The following is a 19,051-nucleotide window of genomic DNA, read 5'->3' as shown; positions in this document are numbered from 1 at the left end:
GGTTGGGGTACAGTGGTATCCCATTTTTTTGTGCCATATTGGCTACTTCAACGAGTTATATTTAGCATACTTCAAAGATTTAATCGCAACAATCCTCGAAGTTTTTTCTATTATTTGGTGTGAAGCTCTTTTCCTCTTTTCCTTCTTGTTCTTTCAACGATCCCCCTACATATAATAGGGGTTGAAATAGAGGCAAAGAGTGAAAAAACGACGAAAAAGTGAAGATAATTTTTGAAGAATCCTTTTTTTGCCATTTCCAGTTGTCATTTTCTAGCAGTGATAACCTTTCTTAGAAACCAGAACTCTTTATATCTTATATTCTCCTCTCACGAGGCTTTGTGATTCGAGGCATTGTGTTTATAGTGGCTTGCTGATTTTCTATTTGCCAGAAGAGGGTCAGTAGAAAATTGTGATAACCCTCGCGTACGCGCGCGCATGTCAGGAAATTTGCACTTTTTGCTTTCACAACCTTCACAGGATGTTTGTTTCTCTATTCTATTTCTATATAAGAATCAAGGAGTTATACGAAGAAAAAGTCGGAGATTTTATGAGAAATCTTCGACTTTTTTATACTGCGCTCAGAGAATTCTAGAATTTGCTCCAAGTTTAGTGTACGATAATTCTATTTTTCTGATTGAATAATCTATATTTTTGCTTCCCTTTCCACGGTTTCTGAGTAATTCTCAAAAAAGATGTTATAAATATGCTGTATATTGCTGTAATAGATAATGTTAAGCGGAAAATGGTGAAGGTTGTGAAAGCAAAAAGTGTAAATTGCAGGGTGCGCGCGCGTACGCGTGCGCGAGAAATCTTGATTTATTCTTTTTAACTTGTAGTTTTTTCTTCTCTTGAGCTCAACCAGATCTGTGTCGCGATGTTGTCAAAAAAGCAGGTATTCATCGATAATTACGAATGAATACCTGTAACATGTAAGAGGCTTTTAGCTATACTCTTCAGATAGAGTTCTTAGAAAGATTGATAAGAGTAGTAAGAAGCGACTGGTAGGTTGCATTACAATCAATGCATATCTATTGTATTTCTACAATAGGTTTGCATCGTTTCCATCCTTGCGCCACTTCATAACGCCCCTTGCTGCCTGAAGGGACCGTAAGCTGCCGATAATAACTCAAGGGATCTGTAGCATTCTGTGTGAACGTAGGGGGATTAGGAGCTAGGCAAGTGAGATTGTCTAAGTGATCGCAACCATGAAAAATGCTCTCTCCTAGTTGTTGAAGACTTGCAGGAAAAGTAATAGACATGAGTGAACTACAACCATCAAAAGAGGCAGAACCAATGCTTTGCAAAGTGGTTGGGAGTTCTATTTGTTTCAGGTTACTGCATTGCCAGAAAGCTGCACCTTCTATGGTTTGTAGATGAGGAGGAAGTGTTACATCTGCCAGTTGGGAGCAATACGAAAACGTACTCTTGGGCAGTGTTGTCATTTGTGCTGGAAGTGTCACTTTAGAGAGAGCCTTGCACCCCCAAAACGTACGTTCTCCCATTGTTTTTATAGAGGAAGAAAGTGTGATTTGCTGTAATGCAGTGCAGTTTTCAAAAACACTAGCTGCCATAGAGGTTATTTTTGTGCCAAAACTGATATTGGTCATTCGAGTACAGTTCATAAAGGCTTTTTCCTCGATGCTTTGTAATTGTTCGGGAAGCACAACATTGTTGAGCGCACTGCATCCTTGGAAGGCACGCGCACCGATAGATTTGAGACCAGCAGGAAACTTGACGTGCTTCAAATCTTTGTAATTGCTGAAAACACCATCCGCTATAGAGGTCACATAGTCAGGAATGGTGATAGAGCCTGAAACAGGAACATCATAGTTGGGCCACTTCTTGAGGACTCCGTTTTCGATGATAATATCTGGAGACAGAATGCTACCAGGGTCGGGAAACTCATTAATGGGTTTGTCTTTGCGACAAGCACCAAGTGTGAGCAGCGAAACTCCTATTAGCATCCATAGGAAGCGAGAAATAAAAAAAGTGCGCATAAGAAGTCTTGTTAGGGGGAATATCCATGCCTGATTCTATTCTTTAGCTCCCCCTTTTGAAATGTGAGAAGCATTTAGGGTGGGCATTGATATTAGTGTGATAGAGAGAATGGATTAGGCCTGGGTAGGATTACCCTTTTGCGAACGGAAGCTCTGCCACAGTGCAAAGGCGAAGCCGAGGGCTAAGAGAGCGAGTGTGAGATAAGCGATAATCTCCGTGGTTTTCACTGAAACTGGACGGAAAGTGAGCACGAGCGTGTGTTGGCCTGCAGGCACTTTCACCGCACGCAGTACATAGTTCACACGTGCCACGGGGATTTCCTGACCATCGAGCGTAGCTGTCCAACCAGGATAATAGATTTCGGAAAGAGCAACTACACCTCCTTTTTCACTCTGCACAGCATAGCGGAGTTCGTTGGGTTGATAGTGCGTGAGCTTCACTGTTCCGTTGCCCAAAGTGGAGGTAGCGAGGTCAGTTTTGAAACGTTCGTCCGCCACAGCAGCGTGTTTCAAGTCGGTCTTAGCGAGAGCCTTGAGTTCTGCATCGGCATTGGGCACGAAGTCTAGGCGGTCTACAAACCATGCGTTGCCATTGGTGCTAAGATTTTCCACGGCAAACTGTCCACCAGCCAGAATCACCCACTTCGTGTTGAGCATGTTGAGCACAGGCGACACAGAGTCGGTGCGCAGTTCTTGACTCACAGCTTTTACGAGATCAGCCTGCGAGGTGATGCCACGTGCCGCCAAATGATTACTGTCGGCTAAGAGGGCACTGTAACGCTGTTGAATGGCTTTGTTGAGTGCCACGCATTCCGCGTTGAGATAGGCATCGATGATATCTTGATAGCGATGGAGCTTAGCAGCGTGATAACCTCCGACAGATTTATGCCAATAAGCTGTTTGGTTGCTAGTTTCGTTGAAAGGACTACCACCATTGCCGAGATTGAGCACGCGATAATCCAAAGATTTGTCTTGGAGAATCGTTTCGTCGGCAGGCGTCTTCTTCAGTCCTTCCTCCATGGCTTGAGGTTCGGAGAAACTGTCGGTGTTGAGATAACGCTTATTGACCGTCCACATATCACCGAGTGTGAGCACGAGGAGTGCACCTACCATGAGGGGAGCAGGGAGCTTTTGAGGATAGCGGGCATAGATGGCCACTAAGGTCATTGCAATGGCGATGAGGAAGAATGAGCGCCATGCATCGGCCGAAAGAACGGAGCCGTGGAGTGTGGTCACTGCAGCGCGATAACCAGAAACGAAATCGGCAGGAACACCCATAGATTGCAGTTGGGTGAAAATTTCTTTGTCGCTTTCTGCCAAGAGATTGCTCATACTAGGAGCTACTGCCAAGAGTAGACACAAACCAGCAGAGAAGAGGCTAGCAAAGAGGAAAGAGTATTGTCCGCGACGCGTCTTGAAGAGTTCATCAGGGCGACGAATCACTTCTGCTAAGGCTAAAATGGCGAGCAAAGGAATGGTGAATTCTGCTATTACTAAAGCGGAAGATACCGTACGGAACTTAGCATACATCGGCAAGTGATCGATGAAGAAATCTGTCACTGGCATTAGGTTTTTGCCCCAAGCGAAGAGGAGTGAAAGGAAGGTCGCAGCGAGGAGCCCCCATTTCATAGGGCCGCGCACAAAACCAAGGCTGAGGAGGAACAAGAAGCAGATGATGGCACCGACATACACAGGACCAACGGTGAAGGGCTGGTTGCCCCAATATTGATTGATGCCTGGTAATGAACCTGCATTTTCGCCCATGGCTTGTTGCAATTGACCTGCATGTTGTAGGGTTTCTTCGTAGCCATTGAGCTGATCGGCATTGTCCAGTTGTTGGATACTAGCCGAACCGCCGCCTTTGAAGTTGGCAATCATGAGGGTGAGAGTTTCATCGATGCCATAGCTCCACTGCGTGATGTAGTCGCGGTCGAGTCCATTGGTGGCGCGGTCAGTGCCCTCAGCACTGTCGGCACCACTTGCTGCGCCTTGTGCAGCAGCGGAAGACTGCTTTGACATCTTGGCGGGGTTGAAGGTGAGTTCGCTCTTGCCGCGCATCGATTCTTTAGCATATTGCCAAGTGTGGTACATATTGGGCAGATTCATCATCAATCCCATGAGTCCCCCCACAATGACTGCTCCCGAAGCTTTGAGCCATTGCGCCCAGGTGCCTTGGCGTGCAGCTTCTACACCATAAGCGATGACCAAGAAGAGCATCACAAAGAGGAAATAGTAGGTCATCTGTGGGTGGTTGCTATAGAGCTGTAACCCTGTGAATAGGGCAGTGACTAAAGCTCCCCAAAGATATTTGCCGCGATAGGCGAGCACCAAACCGGCGATGGTGGGAGGGATGAAGCCAAGGGTAGCGACTTTCCATAAGTGACCAGCGGCAATGATGATGAAGAAATAGCTCGAAAATGCCCAAGCTACAGCACCGAAGGCGGAAACTAATGGACGCTGTTTCAACGAGCGCATCAAGATGTAGAACCCAAAGAGATAGAGAAACACAAAACTCAGTGGCCCTGTGGAGAGGAGCGTGATGAGACGACCCACCCATCCCAACAGAGTCGAAGAACCATAGGAAGGAGAAATCTGATAGTTGGGCATTCCAGAGAAGATGCCGTTGCTCCACCAGCTTTTTTCGCCTGTGGCATCAAGCAGAGGGGCTTGTTCGCGGCTTTGCCACATACCAGCCACAGTGTCGTGTCCACCCAGTACGAGGTGTTCTTTGAGCGGGGTGAAGAAATATGCCCAACTCAAGAGCATGAAGCCCAAAACGAAGAGCAAATCTAAGCGATAGCGCAAGAAGAATTGTTTCATATAGTTCTTTGAAAATGGGTATTATCAATAGGATTGTGAGAGCATCATCTTCCTAAAGACCAGTTGTGGGACAGTTGAGAAGGAAGGAAAAGATGAACCTATCTATACTTATATGCGCAAAGTTACGGAAAAGTGGACAAAACACACTATCTTTGCAAGAGAAATAAACGACAAGAACTTCATGAAATTAGGAATTATCACGGCCATGTCTGAAGAACACGCGCAAATAGCGGCTTTGCTAGAGCAGCGCGAAGATATTTTGGTGGATGGCCGCACCTATACCACGGGTAAATTAGCGCATCACGAGATTGTGCTCATGCAGTGTGGTATTGGTAAAGTCAATGCTGCCGTAGGAGCTACTCAACTTATCGCACGTTTTGCTCCAGAAGCCATCATCAATTCGGGATGTGCTGGTGGCATCGATGCGAAATTGGGTGTGATGGATGTCGTCGTGGGAGCAGAAACCACCTATCACGATGTGTGGTGTGGCGAAGGCAACCTCTATGGTCAGGTGCAAGGGCTGCCTGCACGCTTTGCCGGTGCTGAGCCTCTCTTGGAGGTGGCACGTGAGATGGCGGCAGATGCTTCGATACAGACGAAAATCCACACAGGATTGATTTGCACAGGCGATAAATTTATCACCGATCATGCGATTTTGGCAGGCATAAAAGCGCAATTCCCCGATGGTCTGGCAGTTGACATGGAGAGTGCGGCCATCGCTCAAGTGTGCCACCTCGAAAAGGTGCCATTTGTGAGCTTCCGCATCATCAGCGACACTCCTGGTGTGGACGAACACTGGGCACAATATGAGAACTTCTGGTCGGAAATGGCGCATCGCTCTTTCGACATCACAAAACATTTTATTTTAGGAATTAGAGGTTAGACATTAGATGTTAGACGTTAGAGGGCTAACGCTATTGGACTAGATATTCTAGCAAACGAGAAGAACTAGATACTCTAGAAGAACTAGAAAATCTCAAGGACTTCTAATTTCTACCCTCTAATTTCTAACGTCTAACTTCTAACGTCTATTCTCAAACTATTTTGACAATGAAAAAGATACCTTCTTTTACGGTGAATCATCTCACGCTCCATCGCGGAGTGTATGTGAGTCGCCAAGATGCAGTGGGCGGAGAAATTGTGACCACTTTTGATGTACGCATGAAAGCTCCCAATCGTGAACCCGCACTGCACGTCAATGCCATCCACACCATGGAGCATTTGGCAGCCACTTTCTTGCGCAACCACCCCACATGGGCAGAGCGTGTGATTTATTGGGGACCAATGGGTTGTTTGACTGGTAATTATCTCATCCTTCGTGGGGATCTTACCTCTGAACAGGTTTTGCCACTATTGGTAGAAACCTACGAATTCATTGCTAACTTTGAGGGCGAAGTGCCTGGTGCCACACCTCGCGACTGCGGCAACTATCAGCTCATGGATCTCAACATGGCGCGTTGGGAAGCTCGTAAGTATCTCGATGAGGTGCTTACAAAGATGACTCCCGAGCGTTTGGTATATCCTGACTAAACTTTAGAGATTATGCAAATCTTACTTTCGCCTGCGAAAGATATGACGGATAGCCCTTCAGTATCTTTGCCTTCGCTCACGACTCCTCTGTTTTTGGCTGAGGCCGAACACTGTGCAGAACAGATGAGCGAACTGTCTACGGAAGAATTGTCGCAGTTGCTCAAAATCAATCCGCAGCTTGCAGCTCTCAATAAGCAGAGATACACGGACTTTCCTGCACTCACTCCCCAGGCAGCTGTGCTGTCTTACACAGGAATGGCGTATCGTCACCTGCGAGCTGCAGAATTCTCGCCCGAAGATCTAGCTTATGCCCAGCAGCACTTTTGGATGACGTCTTTTCTTTATGGACTGCTACGTCCGCTCGATGGTATCAAAAACTATCGCCTTGAGGGAAATGTGGTGTTGCCCGAGCATGACGGACAGACCATGTTTCAGTTTTGGCGCACGCGTCTCACAGATGTGCTCATCGATGCGGTGAAAGCAGACGATGGAGTGCTCTTCTTTTTGGGCAGTGGCGAGATGAAACAGCTTTTCGACTGGAAGCGCGTGACAAAGGAAGTGAAGGTGATCATGCCTACTTTCCAAGTGATGGCGAATGGTAAGCTGAAGACAATCGTGGTGTATACCAAAATGATGCGTGGCGCTTTGGCACGTCATCTCATCACGAACCGAGTCACTGCTACAGAAGACTGGCAATCCTTTGAATATGAAGGATTCGCCTTGCTACCTGATTCCACTGAATTACGACCTGCTTGGGCGATTCTTTAACACGCTCTCCTTAAACTCTTTACCTCTATGTATAGTGCACTTCAGCAGATTCCTCTATTTTCTGATTGTACCCCAGAGCAACTCGAGACGTGGCTTGCACAAGTGCCGCATCGTTTTGAAACTTTTGCTCCAGGCAACCGCATTGTGGCACAAGGCACGTCGGTTCGTTCTATTTTCCTTTTGACGGATGGGATGGTGCGTACGCAGATGGCACAGGAAGGACGCGATTTTACGCTTGATCTCTTGGAAGCTCCTATGCTTTTGGCTTCAGCTTTTGTGTTTGGCACAGAAAACACTTTTCCTGTTTCAGTGGAAGCGATTACTGAATGCCAAATTTGTATTGTGAACAAGGAGGCTTTTTTTGACTTTATGATTGCACAACCTAAGGTGATGCGTCGATTCATCAGCGATATCTCTGACCGTACGCAGTTCTTGAGTAAGAAACTCCGTGCTTTTGCTTTGCAAAATCTGCGTTCCCGTGTGCTAGACTACCTGCGCGAACATCAACCTCTGGAGAGTGTGCAAGCTGCAGCCCAAGCCTTGGGAGTGCTGCGACCTTCGCTTTCTCGCGTTTTGGGGGATTTGCAAACTGATGGAGTAGTAGTAAAGACAGGGGAAGGGTGGATTTTGACGTAACCAATTTGAGGTTTATAGTCCATCACTCCTTCTCTTTTCGGTAAAATATGACCTATGATGATTGACATGAAAAGTCTGCAATCTTTCTTTTCTAAACACCATTCTTATGCGGTGGTGAAACAGAAATTGAGTTTCCTATTCCTTCTTTGTACTTTAATCCTAAGTCCTACCATTGGTGCAGTGGAAAAGGTGCATGCTACCTCTTTTTATCATTCGCTACCTTCTTCGTGGCGCACTGCTTCTACCCAAGCTCAGACCAGTGTGCCCATTATCGATTATTTTGTGGTCTATGATCCTTCGGGCAAAGCTGTAGCAACGCAACGAGGAGGTATGGCTAAATATGCCCAAGAGGTGGTAGAATCTATCAATGCTGTGTTGCGCAATTCTCATGTAGAAGGGCGTTTTCGTTTGGCAGGCTACATGGAGATTGCCGAAAAAGCGCAGAGCATCAACCAAGGTTTGGGATTGGTTTCTGCCCATGCCGAAGTACGCCGTCAGCGAGATGCTGCAAAAGCCGACCTTGTGGTTTTGCTTTCCGAACCCGTCAACGATGGAGCTTCGGGATTGGCGACTCAGGAGGCAAAGAGTATAGATGCTGGTTTCTCCTCCGTACGTGCTTCTATGGCAGCAGTCAATTATACGGCGGCGCACGAAGCCGCGCACAACATCGGTTGTCAGCACTCGCGACAACAGGTGGATGCAGGCAAGCATGAGTATGCAGTCGGGGCGAGTCGTCCCGAATATCGCACGGTGATGGCTGGACCACATGATCATGTGGGAGGACAAGTACCTATTTTCTCTGGGCCTAAAAGTGTGTGGAAAGGTGTAGTTTTGGGCTCTGCCACGGAAGATAATGTGCGCATGCTGCGCGAGCGTATGCCTATCGTTGCTCAGTTTAGCGAAGGCAACACACAAATCAGTTTTGCTCCTGCAGAGTGGCGTCCCGATCATCGCGCACAAACCCTAGAAGTGAAGATGACCACCACGGCTACCTATTTGGTGACCAGTGATGCTGCATGGCTCACTACCGATTTGAAGTCGGGATACAACAGTAAAACTTTTAGACTCTCGGTCGCAGACAATCCGCAGAAGGAATCGCGAGTGGGACATCTTCGTTTTGAACTCATTGGCGATGACGAATCTACCTTTGTTAACTACACCGTGGTTCAACAAGGCACAGAGCTTTCCTCTGATCAACCCGAGCCTAAGCCTGACCCCAAACCGGTAGATCCTGTCAAGCCCGATCCCAAGCCAGTAGATCCCGTCAAGCCCGATCCCAAGCCAGTTAATCCCGTCAAGCCCGATCCCAAGCCAGTGGATCCCGTCAAACCTGAGCCTAAGCCGGTAGATCCTGTCAAGCCCGATCCCAAGCCAGTGGAGCCCGCGAAGCCTGACCCCAAGCCAGTTGAGCCCACGAAGCCTGACCCCAAACCGGTGGATCCCATTAAGCCCAATCCTAAACCAGTAGAGCCAGTTAATCCACCTAAGGTTGAAGAAAAATGGAGGATTTCTCCCAATGACATCCATGTTTCTGCAAAAGACACTATCGTCGTACTCACGATTGATGCACCTGCAGAGTTTTCTCTCCAAACATCTGCAATGTGGTTCAGTAGTACTTTGTGGCAAGGTCAGGGAAAGACAAAGATTCAACTGATTGTTGAACCCAATGAAGAGGATAAACCACGCAATGCCGTGTTGGACTGTCACTTCTATCTCCCTCAGTCCGACCGCAAAGTCGTGGAGCATGTGAAAATCTTGCAAGATGCTCCCATTAAGAGTGGAGTTGCAGGAGTGTCTACCGCAACCTCCTTCAACTATTCTTGTGGTTGGGAAGGTGACATTCTCCACGTTGCTGCTCCAGAAGGTGCTAAAGTAGAGGTGATATCCCTCGAAGGACGCGAGTTGCAACAGACTGTGATAAAACAGACTTCTTGCTCCTTCCGTATTCCTCGTGGACAGTCCTCCCTCCTCATACGCATTACTGCAAAGGGGCGTGCCGTAGTGCAGAAAGTGTCACCTGCTAACTAACCCTTATCTTTGCATTCTTGCAAAAAACAAGGCAGTGCCAAAACAGACGTTTTGGCACTGCCTTTTGTTGTATCGCAACTTTAGATTTCTTTCAGCGTAGTCGCAGTCGGTTGTCCTTCATGCGGTGCGTGAAGTCTTGCAGGTAGGCTTTGAGCGTAAGCAGCATGCGTTGCATTTCTGGGAGCTGCTGGGCAGAAAGGTCGTACTTGAGTCGGGGATCCTTCGTTTTGTTGTAAAAACCTAGCACCTTCTCTCCATCAAAGTGGAGCACCCATTCGCCATCTATCATTTGATACATCTGACCAATCGAACTGACGGCAAAATGTGGGGCAGAGGGAGAGAATACATTGTGCCCGAAACTGATCATTTTGGGCTGTTGCAAATCGAGGAGGTCGAGGAGAGTAGGGAGGAAGTCGGCTTGCTGGAAAGTGTTGTCCGAGGTGCCCACCCATTCTTCGCGAGCATCGTAGAAGAGGAAGGGGATGCTAAAACGACCTACCGAGTTGTTATATTCAGGTCTGATGCCTGCTACGGCATGGTCGGCGGTGATGATGAAGAGCGTGTTGCGAAACCACGGTTGCGTGCGTGCCGTCTGGAAAAACTTGCGCAGCGACATATCCGTGTAGCGAATCAAGGCGTGATAAGGCACTTCGTCACGGGGAAACACTTTCTCATAGCGTTTAGGAAGGTGGAAAGGGTGGTGCGAACTGATGGTAAATTCAGTAGCAAAGAAGGGTTGTTGGAAGGTGCTGAGTTTGTGTGCGAAGTATTGCAAAAACTCTTCGTCCCAAATCCCCCAACCTCCATCGAAATCTTTCGGGTTGTTGTATTCGTCCATACCGAAATAGGCATCGAAACCCATCTTTCGGGAGAAGGCATCAAAGCCCATCGAACCATTCTGCGCATTGTGAAAGAAGGCGGTGTAGTACCCTGCGCGCTTCAAGAATTCGGGGAGTGCTGTCAATCCGTTTCCTGCGTAAGGCGAAGTGACAAAGGGTTGGCCTGGCCGCGTGATAGATCCGAAGAGTGCAGGCATGGCATCGACCGATTGTGTGCCGCAAGCATAAGCGTCGGTCAATACAAAGGAATGAACCAGCAGAGAGTCAATGAAAGGTGTGTAAGTGGGATAATTAGGTATTTGACGATTTAAGCTTCCTACCCATTCTTTGGCCATACTTTCCCAGATGATCATCACGATATTTCGTCCTTTGAAATGCCCGCTCCAAGCACCATCAGTGGTAGGGGTGCGCTCGGAAGAAAAGTAGCGTTGGGCTTCTTCCTCAGAGAAGTAAGTGTGAATGGGCATGGCTGTTTTGCCTGCCGTTCGCAGTAGGGTGAAAGGGGTGTTGAGGACAAGAGCCTGTTGTTGTGGCTCGTTACAATAAAGAGAAGCGTTATGTGGGGCTAGTGGACGGAGGTCGCTAAATGTGCCACGGACACAGCCCATGGACAATACAGCTGCCACCACGAGCAAGCTGCTAGACACCAAGGCTTCTTTGCGTGCTTGCCAATGAAGCACTTTGACCCGAGGCAGATGGTCTAGAATCATCCACACAGCGATGATGCCCAACGAGAGGAGAGTGATGGGGAGGAAGTCCCAAAGAAATCCCAAGAAGCGAAGAGGATTTTCGTTGGAAAACTCATGAAATACGGCCATCGTGGTGCGATTGAGCGTGAATCGGAAGTAGACCACGTCGGTCATGTTGGCCATCAAGCCTAAAATGTTGGGAAGAAGATAAGTCCATCGCAATAAATGCTGTCCCCATCTCTGACTGGTCCATCGTTGAGGTAGGAAATGCAATAAGAGCATGAGGGCATTGAGGTAGACTAATGCTGCCAAGTCAAAGCGCACCCCACCTCGAAAGGCGAGAAGTGTGGAGGAAAGGTCTTCAAGATGGAGTAAGTCTGCATTGTGCCAAAGAAAAATCACTCGTGCTAGAGTGAGCATCGCAAAGGCAAGAAGGAGACGCCATAGGAGTACACCATATTGAGAGATACTGAAATGCGGAAGTCGGAGGTGTTTCATCACGAAACGAACTATTGAGATGGATAGAATAGAGGTGGACAACACTTCTTAGGGAGTTGTCCACCTTATTTAATGTGCAAAAGGACTAGGATTCTGGTGAAGATGTCCCTTCGTTTTGAGTTGCTTTGTCACTTTCAATGAGAGATAACAAACGATCTACAGCTTCGGCGGTGGGAATGTTGCGTTCCACGCAGACCTTTCCGCGATAAAGACTCACCTTGCCTGGACCTGCTCCCACATATCCATAGTCAGCATCCGCCATTTCTCCAGGACCATTCACGATGCAGCCCATGATGCCGAGTTTCAAGCCTTTGAGGTGAGAGGTAGATGCTTTGATGCGTGCTATCGTTTCTTGGAGATCATAGAGGGTGCGGCCGCAGCCTGGGCAAGAGATGTATTCCGTTTTGGTCTGGCGCAAGCGACCAGCTTGCAGCACGCCAAAGGCGGTTTCATCGCGTTCTGCCAATCGAGAAGCCAGCATCACACCATCGGTCAAACCATCCATCATGAGCAGTCCCATGTCGGCTGCCGCCTTGATTTGGAAGTCCTCCTTCACTGTGTCGCCATATTGTTGGCAGAAGATGACGGGGTTGGTGAGGCGTTCTCTCCACATTTCGTGCACGAGAGCACGAAGTTCTCCGGCACGATTGGCATGATTGCTCTGCGCGATGACTACCATCTCGCTGTGCGCACGGAGGCAAGCCTTTACTTCATCGTTGAGTTGGGCATAGCTTAAGAACAGGAACTTGAGCGGAGCAGGATTGCCCGACACAAACATGAGATATTGGGGCACGTAAGCAGGATAAGTGCCTTCTTCTCCAGTCCAGTTAGGTGCGTCTACGATGGCAGCAGGCACGCGCGATTTCCAGTCTTGGGGCAGGTTGCCACCAAAATAGGCATAGTCAGCCCGAGGAGTGCCGTTGCTATGTGAAGGCTGAGGTAAGGATGAGTCAGCTTGGTAAGATACTACCACAGGGGTGTGCTTACCCCCGATGTTGAGCACCGAGCAGGTGGGACGACGTTGTGGTTCGAGCCAGTTGAATTCTGCGCAAGGAAGGGCTGGGATATGGGCATGACCCGAGCGAGACTCTAGCACATAAGATGCCAGCTTATAAGCCACGGGAATCTCTTGTTCGGGAGCTTCGGAGAGTGATACACGGATGGTATCGCCGATGCCGTCTGCTAGGAGTGCACCAATGCCAACTGCGCTCTTGATGCGACCATCTTCACCTTCTCCAGCTTCGGTGACTCCGAGATGGAGGGGAAAAGACATACCCTCGCGCTTCATGGCATCTACCAGCAAACGCATGCTTTGCACCATGACCACCGTGTTGGAGGCCTTGATGGAGATGACCACATCGAAGAAGTTCTCGCGCATGCAAATACGGAGAAACTCCATGCAGCTCTCTACGATGCCAGCAGGGGTGTCGCCATAGTGGCACATGATGCGGTCGGAGAGCGAGCCATGATTCACGCCGATGCGGATGGCAGTGCCGTTTTCGCGGCAGATCTCGAGCAACTTCTTGAAGCGCGTTTCTAGACGTTGGAGTTCTGCAGCATATTCTTCGTCAGTATATTCTACACTCTTGAAAGTGCGCGCTGGATCTACATAGTTGCCCGGGTTGATGCGGACTTTTTCAATAATGGTAGCCGCTAAATCAGCCACTTTAGGGTTAAAGTGCACATCAGCCACCAGAGGAGTGTGGTAGCCTCTGCGGTCGAGTTCAGCGCGAATGTTGCGAAGGTTTTCCGCTTCGCGCAGCCCTTGTGTGGTCAAGCGCACGAGGTCTGCCCCAGCCTCAATGATGCGGATGCACTGTTCCACACTAGCTTCCGTGTCTGTGGTCAGAGTAGTGGTCATGCTCTGCAGGCGCAGGGGATTTCCATCACCTATTATCGTGTTCCCCACCTTCACAGCGTGGCTACTTCGGGGGGAGTAGTTAAACAAATTCATGAGTGTCGAAAAGAAGTATAGTAAATTGTTGTGTCTATGTAGGCAGACTCTGGTGACTCAAAAAGAAGACACCAGAGTCTGATAAAGAGTATCAAGAGGTCGTGCTTAGAAGGTGGCGTGATGTATCGCCCAACTAAGCGTGCTTAGCACTTATATTTATATTGTATAGCCGCGAGTTCTTCGTTGGCTTTCACGATTTTCTTTTTCAATCCTTCCTTATAGGCTGCAAGTTTTTGCGCCACAGTTTCATCAGAAAGGGCAATCATTTGCACTGCCAAGAGAGCAGCATTGAGTGATCCGTTGACACCCACTGTAGCTACTGGGATGCCAGGAGGCATTTGAACGATGGAGAGGAGGGCATCCAAGCCGTCGAGCATTCCTTTGATGGGCACTCCGACAACGGGTAGCGTGGTGTTGGCGGCTATCACACCTGGAAGAGCGGCAGCCATGCCAGCTGCAGCGATGATAACTCGGAGACCGCGACCTTTGGCTTCGCGTGCAAACTTCTCAACCTCAGCAGGAGTGCGATGGGCAGAGAGCGCATTGATTTCAAAAGGAATCTCAAGTTCGTCGAGAAGTTGAGCAGCTTTTTCCATCACTGGAAGGTCGCTGGTGCTACCCATGATGATGCTTACAAGTGGTTGCATAGGAATATAGTGAAATTATAGGGTTGGGGGGATAAAATGTCGAAGAAAGTGCAAAATACGCTGAGGAGTTTGAGCGAAGAGTTGCCTTTACAGGGCATTTCTTGGTTAGAGGAAAAAGACGATGCCCAAACCACAGAAGAAACCCACGATGACTCCGAAGAGTAGTTCGCTATAGTTGTGCATCTTCAGAATCATTCTACTACTACACACAGCACCTGAGAGGAGAATAGCCCAACAAATCCAGAAGGTAGCATCGAAGTGAAACACCCGCGAGAAGGCCATGAGCATGCCAATCACGCCTCCCGATGCCGCAGCATGAGTAGAAATTTTGATTTTCAAGTTAATCAGTGCGCAGACAATCTGAATGAGTAGCCCTGAAATGATGATGGTGGAGAGAAAATAGGGCATGCGAAAGAATCGCATCAGCGCAAAGAGAATGCTATAGCAAATGATGTTGATGATATAAGGCACAAATCTGCGTTCGCGCAAGCTCATTTGGTGGCTTGTCCATCCATTGATGGCGCGATACATGCGGATGGCAATGAGGGGGAATACCCAGGTGAAGAGGATCACAATACCTGCAAAAGCGAAGCGGTAGGCATTGGGAAGCTGGTTGAGATAGCTAAATACCAACAAGAGGGTGACTGCCACCGTGGGAAGGTAGAAGGGATGAAATAGCCACGAGATGGTTTTGGCTGTGAGCAACGCATATTTGTTGCGCAGAGATTGTTGAGGGGTAGACATATCAGAGAAAAGTCTATAGCAAGAATAGTAGTGTAGTGGAGGTAGCAACCATTATCTGCGCAATCCAGCTTTGGCAATGCCTAGCTGTTCGCGATATTTGGAGACAGTGCGTCGTGCCACTTTTAGCCCTCTTTCGGCAAGTAGAGTGGCCACCGCTTCGTCAGAGAGAGGCTTACGTTTGTCTTCCTCGGCAATGATTTCCTGGATCGCTGCTTTTACCTTGCGAGCGGCTACGGTTTCTCCGTCAGCAGAGGTGAACTGTGTGGAGAAGAAATGGCGCAAAGGGTAGGTGCCGTAGTCGGTTTCCACATATTTCGAGTTGATGGCACGTGACACGGTGCTCACATCAATGTGTGCGCGCTCGGCAATGTCTTTGAGCACCATGGGGCGAATCTGGCTTTCGTCGTCGTCATTGACAAAGAAGTCATGCTGTAGTTCCACAATCGCTTCCATGACTGCTTGTAGGGTGTAGTGCCTACGGCGCACACTCTCGATGAAAGATTGAGCAGCATTCACCTTTTGTCGTGCATAGACCAGGGCTTCTTCTTGACTGCGGGAAAGCTGTAAGGCTTTTCCTTCTTGTGTAGCGCGATCTTTGGCCATGCGGTGCATCACCAGGGTTTCTGCAAAGGCTGGACTTACGCGAAGGTCTGGCAATTGTCCACGCTGTTGTTGCACAATGGGTGTGCCATCGCTGTCCAAGGTGACCCGAAAGTCTGGAACCACTGTGGGAGCAGAAGTGTTGATGCCCTCTGAGAGCACACTACCTGGGCGTGGATTAAGGCGGCTGATGTCATGGCGAATGCGTTCCACGTCCTCGTCAGAAAGAGAAAGTTTGGTGGCAATCCGAGGCCATCTGGAGTGCATCAAATCATCGAAGTATCGATCCACCACAATTCGTGCTGGCGCATCGGGAGCCAATTGGAGTAAGAGGCATTCTCTCAGATTTCTAGCCCCGATCCCTTTCGGCTCAAACTGTTGCAAGAGCTTGGCTAGTCGATTGATTTCTTCGGGAGTCGTGTCAATATACTCCTTAAAAGCCAATTCATCGCAGAGGGTCTCATCATCTTTAGAGAGAAATCCGTTTTCATCGAGCGAACCCACGAGATACACCATAATCGCCATCTCATGTTCGGAGAGAGGGAGTTCACCAATCTGTCGATAAAGTTCATCATACGACGAATCTTCACTGCTGATTTGTCGTTCACGTCCATTGTCTTCTCCTCGGTTGTTGTAGGCTTCTCTCAAGGTGTCGGGCACATCGTCAAGCGTGCGGTAGTCTCCAAGTTCATCTTCTAAGCGTGCGTTTTCTCTCTCGCTATCGTTGAGCCCATCATCAGCTTCGTTTCCCATAAAGTCTGCCTCGTCTGCGCTGTCGTGCTCACTTACTTCTAGGGCTTCATTGTCTAGGAGCTCGTTTTGCAAGCGAGTTTCAAAATCGGCCAAGGGCATCTCTACGATGGTAGAGAGCAAAACTTGTGCGCTAGAGGTGTTTTGCACCTGTTGCTGTTGTTGATTTTGTTGCAGTCCTTGGCGTTGTGACATAGAGAAATATGTGCTTGAGAGAGAAACATGAAGACACTGTAAAAATACAATGCTTGGATGTACTGCAAATTTACTAAGTTTTTTGCGATAGAGGCTCTAATTCTTCGAAAAATAGTAGTAACTTTGCCCATACATCGCCATGTGGCTTTATATCATAACCTATGCGCTTGCTCAATTTTCTTTCTCAAACTATAGAACTTCGTAAAAAGACATGGCTAAATGTCACCATCACAGCACTTATCAGCGTGGTGGTCATTTTCGTAGCCTTGCCTAAGACCGATGTGACGAGATATGAAGTAGATATCAACAAACCTTGGCCTTATCCACGTCTGATTGCCCCCTTTGAGCTTCCGGTGAAAAAGGGAGCAGAGCGCATTCAACAGGAGAAAGATAGCACCCGCAGAGCCTTCAAACCCTACTTTGATCTTATGCCCTCTGTGGCTCAAACTCAAATTGAACGCTTTGAGCGCGATTGTCGCTCAGGAAAACTCGGATATTTCAGTGCTAGCGAGATACAACATGCGGTCAATAAGCTGAAAGAAGTGTATCATGCAGGCATTATCTCGAGTGAGGATATGAACAAGGTGCAGCAGGACGAATATGCGCAGGTGCAAATTGTGGTGGGCACTACGTCGACACTTCGTGAGAGCAGGCTTTTGCTCACTAAAAATAGTGCACGCGAGTATCTCCTTTCAGACAAAAGTCAAGATCGAGACAATGCTCTTGTGGATCAACTCGACAATTATCTCAACATCAATCTTAGTCTGAACAAAGAAAAGAGTGCAAGTGCTCTCCAAGAAGCTCTTGGAGAAATCACCACTATAGATTATCTCAAACCAGCAGGAGCTAAAATCATAGACCGCGGTGACATTGTGACGCGCCAACATCAGTTGGAAGTAGAGTCTTTCAACGATGAACTCAATCTGCGCAATGATAGCCAGAAGAATGTTTTGCTTTTTTACATTGGTCGGTTGGGCTTAATCATCACCTGCATCGGCGTGATGATACTCTATCTCAGACTCTTTCGTCATGCCTATCTGGCTTCTTCTCACAAGATTTATCTCATCTTTTCGCTCATCACCATCTTTTGCATCATAGCTTCGCTTGTGCAGAGCATCAATTTGGCACCTATCTACATCATTCCCTTCGTCATGGTGCCCATCGTGTTGCGCATCTTCACCGATTCACGTACGGCATTTATGGCGCATCTCACCACAGTGGTGATTGTGTCGCTCTCGGGACACAACGATGTCATTTTCATGCCTGTTCAGCTTTTGGCTGGGCTGCTTGCTGTCTACTCTTTGAGCGAACTTTATGAGCGTTCGCAGATTCTCCGCACAGCGGCCATCGTCACCATAGGCACCTCACTTTTTGTCTTCTTCCACGAGCTAGCAACACTCAACACTTTTAGTCGTGATACTGGTTTGGAACAAATCATATTTGGACTTAACCTTGAGCGTTATCGCGACATTGGTCTTAGTGGTGTAGCCTTACTTTTTACCTATCCGTTGCTCTACCTCATTGAGCGCATGTTTGGATTCACCTCAGCAGTCACGCTCATTGAGTTGAGCAATATCAACAACCCCATGCTTCGTCGTTTGGCCAAGTTGGCGCAAGGCACCTTTGTTCATTCGATGCAGGTGGGCAACCTTGCTGCAGAAGTGGCCGATAAGATTGGGGGGAATGTGCTCTTGGTGCGTACCAGTGCTTTGTATCATGATATAGGGAAGATGCTCAATCCTGGTTTTTTCACTGAGAATCAAGGTGCACTCAATCCACATGATATGTTGTCCGAACAAGATTCTGCGCGAATCATCATTGAACACGTCACCGAAGGAGTGCGGCTAGCCGAGAAATATCGTTTGCCTAAATCCATTCGCGATATCATCCTGACACATCATGGTCGCTCGCTAGTGCGTTATTTCTATGTGCAAGCCGTCAATAAATATGGTGCCGAACATGTGGATGAAGCAGACTATCGCTATCCAGGGCCAAATCCTACCACCCTCGAACAAGCCATCATCATGATGGCCGACTCGGTCGAAGCTGCTTCTCGTAGTCTAAAAGAGCACACCGAAGAGGCTATTTCCCAGTTGGTTCATCGCATCATTGATGATCAGGTGGCCAATGGGGCTTTCGATCAATGTCCCATCACCTTCCGTGATCTCTCGCAAGCTAAGGTCACCTTGATAGAGAGCCTAAAAACCATCTATCACGACCGCATCTCTTATCCCGAACTAAAATCGGAATCGCCCATCATTCCCATGACACATCGTGGACTATTCCCCACGAGTCGGGAGGTAGATTAGAAATCTACGCTTGTTATTCAGATTTTTCAATTAGCTCCCATGCTAGC

At 48.2% G+C, this 19,051-nt stretch carries 13 protein-coding genes; 6 read left to right on the top strand and 7 right to left on the bottom strand.

What is annotated here, in order from left to right:
• Nucleotides 1–1,028: 1,028 nt before the first annotated feature.
• Nucleotides 1,029–1,997, bottom strand: coding sequence for a leucine-rich repeat domain-containing protein (locus HMPREF9999_RS02885; protein WP_044063007.1), 969 nt, complete (start codon nucleotides 1,995–1,997; stop codon nucleotides 1,029–1,031).
• A gap of 114 nt (nucleotides 1,998–2,111) precedes the next feature.
• Nucleotides 2,112–4,817, bottom strand: coding sequence for a YfhO family protein (locus tag HMPREF9999_RS02880; protein ID WP_009436823.1), 2,706 nt, complete (start codon nucleotides 4,815–4,817; stop codon nucleotides 2,112–2,114).
• Nucleotides 4,818–4,998: 181 nt separating this feature from the next.
• Here HMPREF9999_RS02880 and HMPREF9999_RS02875 point away from each other — a divergent pair, with 181 nt between their 5' ends.
• The 5 genes from HMPREF9999_RS02875 (at nucleotide 4,999) to HMPREF9999_RS09895 (ending at nucleotide 9,779) form a co-directional block, all read left to right on the top strand.
• Nucleotides 4,999–5,700: a 5'-methylthioadenosine/adenosylhomocysteine nucleosidase gene (locus HMPREF9999_RS02875; RefSeq protein WP_044063066.1), complete on the top strand. Its 702-nt coding sequence runs from the start codon at nucleotides 4,999–5,001 to the stop codon at nucleotides 5,698–5,700.
• Nucleotides 5,701–5,867: 167 nt separating this feature from the next.
• On the top strand, nucleotides 5,868–6,347 hold the full coding sequence (locus HMPREF9999_RS02870; protein ID WP_009436821.1) for an S-ribosylhomocysteine lyase: 480 nt from the start codon (nucleotides 5,868–5,870) through the stop codon (nucleotides 6,345–6,347).
• Nucleotides 6,348–6,359: 12 nt separating this feature from the next.
• On the top strand, nucleotides 6,360–7,115 hold the full coding sequence (locus HMPREF9999_RS02865; RefSeq protein ID WP_009436820.1) for a YaaA family protein: 756 nt from the start codon (nucleotides 6,360–6,362) through the stop codon (nucleotides 7,113–7,115).
• A gap of 27 nt (nucleotides 7,116–7,142) precedes the next feature.
• Nucleotides 7,143–7,751 (top strand): Crp/Fnr family transcriptional regulator, encoded by a 609-nt coding sequence (locus HMPREF9999_RS02860; RefSeq protein WP_009436819.1) that lies wholly within the window; start codon nucleotides 7,143–7,145, stop codon nucleotides 7,749–7,751.
• Nucleotides 7,752–7,817: 66 nt separating this feature from the next.
• Nucleotides 7,818–9,779 carry a zinc-dependent metalloprotease family protein gene (locus HMPREF9999_RS09895; RefSeq protein WP_198144612.1) on the top strand — a complete coding sequence of 654 codons (1,962 nt, stop codon included), beginning with the start codon at nucleotides 7,818–7,820 and terminating at the stop codon, nucleotides 9,777–9,779.
• A 91-nt stretch (nucleotides 9,780–9,870) separates the two neighbouring features.
• Here the strand turns inward: HMPREF9999_RS09895 and HMPREF9999_RS02850 are convergent, their stop codons facing one another.
• From HMPREF9999_RS02850 to rpoN, 5 genes are all read right to left on the bottom strand, one after another.
• Nucleotides 9,871–11,805 (bottom strand): LTA synthase family protein, encoded by a 1,935-nt coding sequence (locus HMPREF9999_RS02850; RefSeq protein WP_009436817.1) that lies wholly within the window; start codon nucleotides 11,803–11,805, stop codon nucleotides 9,871–9,873.
• An 85-nt stretch (nucleotides 11,806–11,890) separates the two neighbouring features.
• The gene (locus HMPREF9999_RS02845) at nucleotides 11,891–13,759 is read right to left on the bottom strand and encodes a 4-hydroxy-3-methylbut-2-en-1-yl diphosphate synthase (protein WP_009436816.1); all 1,869 of its coding nucleotides are present in this window, start codon (nucleotides 13,757–13,759) and stop codon (nucleotides 11,891–11,893) included.
• A 143-nt stretch (nucleotides 13,760–13,902) separates the two neighbouring features.
• The gene (gene purE, locus HMPREF9999_RS02840) at nucleotides 13,903–14,406 is read right to left on the bottom strand and encodes a 5-(carboxyamino)imidazole ribonucleotide mutase (protein ID WP_009436815.1); all 504 of its coding nucleotides are present in this window, start codon (nucleotides 14,404–14,406) and stop codon (nucleotides 13,903–13,905) included.
• 105 nt (nucleotides 14,407–14,511) lie between these two features.
• Entirely contained in the window at nucleotides 14,512–15,150 is a 639-nt protein-coding gene (locus HMPREF9999_RS02835) for a hypothetical protein (protein ID WP_009436814.1), read from the bottom strand.
• Nucleotides 15,151–15,201: 51 nt separating this feature from the next.
• Nucleotides 15,202–16,695: an RNA polymerase factor sigma-54 gene (gene rpoN, locus HMPREF9999_RS02830; RefSeq protein ID WP_009436813.1), complete on the bottom strand. Its 1,494-nt coding sequence runs from the start codon at nucleotides 16,693–16,695 to the stop codon at nucleotides 15,202–15,204.
• A 161-nt stretch (nucleotides 16,696–16,856) separates the two neighbouring features.
• Here rpoN and HMPREF9999_RS02825 point away from each other — a divergent pair, with 161 nt between their 5' ends.
• Nucleotides 16,857–19,004 carry an HD family phosphohydrolase gene (locus HMPREF9999_RS02825; protein ID WP_009436812.1) on the top strand — a complete coding sequence of 716 codons (2,148 nt, stop codon included), beginning with the start codon at nucleotides 16,857–16,859 and terminating at the stop codon, nucleotides 19,002–19,004.
• Nucleotides 19,005–19,051 lie beyond the last annotated feature (47 nt).

This window comes from Alloprevotella sp. oral taxon 473 str. F0040 (genome assembly GCF_000318095.2).
In the GTDB taxonomy this organism is placed as follows: domain Bacteria; phylum Bacteroidota; class Bacteroidia; order Bacteroidales; family Bacteroidaceae; genus Alloprevotella.
This window is presented reverse-complemented; position numbering and strand designations above follow the sequence as displayed.